The sequence below is a fragment of the Roseisolibacter sp. H3M3-2 genome, from assembly GCF_029211165.1.
GTDB lineage: Bacteria > Gemmatimonadota > Gemmatimonadetes > Gemmatimonadales > Gemmatimonadaceae > Roseisolibacter.
This window is the reverse complement of record NZ_JARGEK010000448.1, coordinates 1-3450: the sequence shown is the minus strand read 5'-3', so window position 1 is coordinate 3450 and position 3450 is coordinate 1. Positions and strand designations below refer to the sequence as shown.

Here is a 3450-nt window from a genome sequence, read left to right as displayed (position 1 = left end):
ACGTCGGCGAACCGCTCCTCGTCCATCTGCACCCCGGCCCGCCGCGACCGGGCGGCCTGCGTCTGCGTCGCGCGGCCGACCAGCGCCTCGGCGCGCGCGCGCCGCTGCTCCAGCGGCGCCAGCGCGGCCACCTCGTCGCGCACGCCGGCGTGGCGGGCGGCGTCGTACCCCGTGGGCAGCTCGGCGATGTCGGCGCGCACGGCGTCGAGGCGCGTGCGGTGCGTCGCCAGCTCGCGGTCGACGCTCGCCAGCTCCTGCACGCCCGCCTGGCACTTCGCGAGCCGCCGCTCCAGCTGCTGCACCTCGGCCGACAGCGCGCGGCGGCGCTCGCCGAGCTGCGTGACCGCCTCGGGTTCGCCCTCCAGCTGCTCGACGCGGCTGCGGTAGTAGCGGCCGTCGCCGAGCAGCGTGTCGAGCTGCTCGTCGAGCGCGTCGAGCACGGTGCGGTAGCTCTCCCCGAGCGGGCGGGTGCAGGTCGGGCACGGGCTCTCGGGGCCGAGCCGCTCCACGCCGTCGCGCCGGTCCTTGACGTCGGTGTACTGCGCGCGGATCTGCTCGCGCCGCGTCTGCGCCTCCTGCTGGTCGCGCACCCACGCCGTCCGGTCGCGTTCGTGCTCGGCCACCACGGCCTCGAGCTCGCCGCGGCGCACCTCGAGCAGCGCCTGCGTCTCGCGCTCGAACTCGGGGGCGCTCCCGAGGCGCGCGCGCCGCTCGTCGAGGCGGCCGATGACCTCGACCAGCGCGCGCTCCGAGTCGGAGAGCGCCTCGCGGCGCCCCTCGGCGCTCGCCAGCTCGTCGAGGCGCTGCAGCGTCTCGCGCAGCGTGGGGAGCGGCGCCAGGCGCGTGGCCAGCAGCTCCAGGTCGGCGCGGGCGCCGGCGACGTCGGCCAGCTCCTTCCCGACGCGGTCGAGCTCCCGGAGCAGCGTCTGCTCCTCCCCGTCCGCGACGCGCAGCTCGCCGAGGATCTCCTGCAGGCGGCTGCGCTCGTCCTGCGCCCGCTCCCACTCGGGGAGGACGCGCGCCAGCGCCGCCGCCGCGTCGTCGCGCCGCCGCTCCGACTCCTCGGCGATCGTGCGCGCCGCGGCGAGCCGCGACTCGGCGTCGGACAGCTGGCGCCACACCGCGTCCGGGTCGGCCATCCCCGCGCGGAGCCCCGCCTGCTCGGCGACGACGACCTTGCGGCGGTCGCGCGCCAGCGCCTGCGCGGCGCGCAGCCGCTCGTACCCCAGCACGCGCGACAGGAACTGCGCCCGCTCCGACGGCCCCATGGCCGCCATCACGTTCAGCTCCTTCTGCCCGGTGAAGTACGTGTTGAAGAACTCGCCCCGCGACATCCCGAGCCGGCGCTGCAGCAGCTCGCCGACCGCCGTGATCGAGTTGGCGATCGGCCCCGACGCGCCGTCGAGGTAGAGCTCCGCGCTGGTGAGCCCGCGCACCACGCGGTACCGGTGCCCCGCGAGGTCGAACTCCAGCTCGACGCGCACCGCGGCGCGCGGCTGCGCGCGCACGAAGCGGATCGAGTCGCGGGTGCCGCGGGCCGCCGCGTTGCCGTACAGCGCCCAGGCGATCGCCTCGAGGATCGTCGTCTTCCCCGACCCGTTGGCGCCGATGATCCCCGTCAGCCCGTCGCCGAACGACAGGTACGAGTCGGCGTGCTGGCGGAAGTTCACCAGGCGGAGCGCGTGCAGCTTCACTCGCCGTCCTCCGCGGCCACCGCCGCCGGCGCGACCTCGACGGCGACCAGCGCCTCGGCCTCCTCGAGGTAGCGCAGCCCGAGCGCCACCAGCGCGTCGCGGTCGACGTCGCTCGGCAGGAGCCGCGTGCGCAGCTTCTCGCGCACGATGTCGGGGAGCGACGGGCGCCGCGTCGGGGCGCCGCTCGCGTCGCGCCGCTGCACGTCGGGCTTGTGCGTCAGCAGGTGGAAGTGCAGCGCGCGGCGGCGGTACTCGCGCAGCATGCGGTGGTCCAGCTCGCGCGCGATGTGGCGCGGGATGTCGCGCACGGCCAGGCGCACCACGCGCTCCTCGATTCCGCCCGGGTGCGACTCGACGGCGCTCCGGATCGCGGCGTCCACCTCGGCGGCCGACATGCCGCGCGCCGAGACCTCGGGGAGCTCCACCAGCTCGCGCGACGCCGGGATCGGGTGGAACGTGTGCGCGCCGGTCGCCAGGTCGCGCTCCACGAACCCCTTCCCCGGCAGCCGCGCGGCGCGCTCCTCGTCGCGCTCCCCCCACGCGTTGGCGCTCGTGTAGTCGATGGAGCCCGAGTAGTACGCGTTCGGCGCGACCTCGCGGTACACGTGGTAGTGGCCGAGCGCGACGTACGACCACTCCGGGGCGCGCAGCTCCTCGGTCGTGATCTCGATGACCGCGCGGTCGACGGGGGCGACGTCCTTCGGCAGGATCCCCTCGACCTCGCCGTGCACGAGCAGCACGTTCCAGCGCGCCGACGGGTCGGGGTCGAACGCCGGGCGCTGCATGTTCGGCGCGTCGGGGACCGCGAGCACCGACAGGTCGTGCCCGGGGAAGTCGAAGCGCTGCGGCTGGTCGTCGGCGACGTGCACGCCGAGCTCGCGGAACAGACGCAGGATGCAGCCGGTCTCGCTGGTCTTGGGCGCGTCGTGGTTGCCGGCGACCATCACCACCGGCGCGTCGGGGAGCGCCGCGCGCAGCTTCGCCAGCTGCTGGAAGGCGAACAGGATCGCCGGGTTCGACGGGCGGACGGCGTGGAACACGTCCCCCGCGACGACGACGACGTCGGGCCGCCGCGCGATCACCTGGTCGACCACGCGCCCGAATGTCCGCGACACGTCGTACTCCCGCTGGTTGACGCCGGTGGGCGTCAGCCGCTGGTACTGACGGAAGCCGAGGTGGAGGTCGGAGAGGTGGACGAGGCGCATGGCGGGGTCGGCGGCGGCGCGGCGCACCAGCCTGTCACAAGGTAAGCGGCGTGCTCCCTTGCGGCTCATACTATCAATTGATAGTATTGCATGGTATGAAGCCGCACTGGTTCTTCATCCTGCTCTCCGTGTCGTCCGCGCCGCGCTACGGCACCGCGATCCAGGACGACGTGCGCGAGCTGAGCGGCGGCGGCGTGCGCCTCTGGCCGGCGACGCTCTACGGCTCGCTCGAGGAGCTGGTCGAGCACGGGTGGCTGGAGGAGGTCGCGAGCGACGAGCGCCCGGAGGGCGGCTCGGGACGCGAGCGCTTCTACCGCATCACGCGCGCGGGGCGCCTCGCGCTCGAACGCGAGGCGTCGCGCCTCGAGTCGCTGGCGCGGGTCGCCCGCACGCGCCTCGCGCTCGGGGGCGCATGAGCTGGACGGCCGCCTACCGCGTCGCGCTGCACCTGCTGCCGGGCGTCCTGCGCCGCAAGCACGGCCCCGCGATGGAAGCGCTGTTCGCCCACGAGGTCGCGCGCGCCCGGTCGCGCGGGGCCGCGCGCGGCGCCG

The 3450-nt window shown here is 75.3% G+C and carries 3 protein-coding genes; 1 reads left to right on the top strand and 2 read right to left on the bottom strand.

The genetic code is table 11. From position 1 onward, the window contains the following. The coding region (locus tag PYV61_RS22760; protein WP_275835997.1) for an SMC family ATPase at positions 1-1694 on the bottom strand (1694 nt) is incomplete at its 3' end. Then, a complete protein-coding gene (locus tag PYV61_RS22755; protein WP_275835995.1) occupies positions 1691-2926 on the bottom strand; it encodes a DNA repair exonuclease in 1236 nt (411 codons plus the stop codon). The genes PYV61_RS22760 and PYV61_RS22755, both read right to left, overlap by 4 nt. A 68-nt stretch (positions 2927-2994) precedes the next feature. On the opposite strand from PYV61_RS22755, the gene PYV61_RS22750 reads away from it, so the two are divergent. Further along, complete coding sequence (locus tag PYV61_RS22750; protein ID WP_275835993.1) at positions 2995-3315, top strand: PadR family transcriptional regulator; 321 nt, start codon at positions 2995-2997, stop codon at positions 3313-3315. Positions 3316-3450 lie beyond the last annotated feature (135 nt).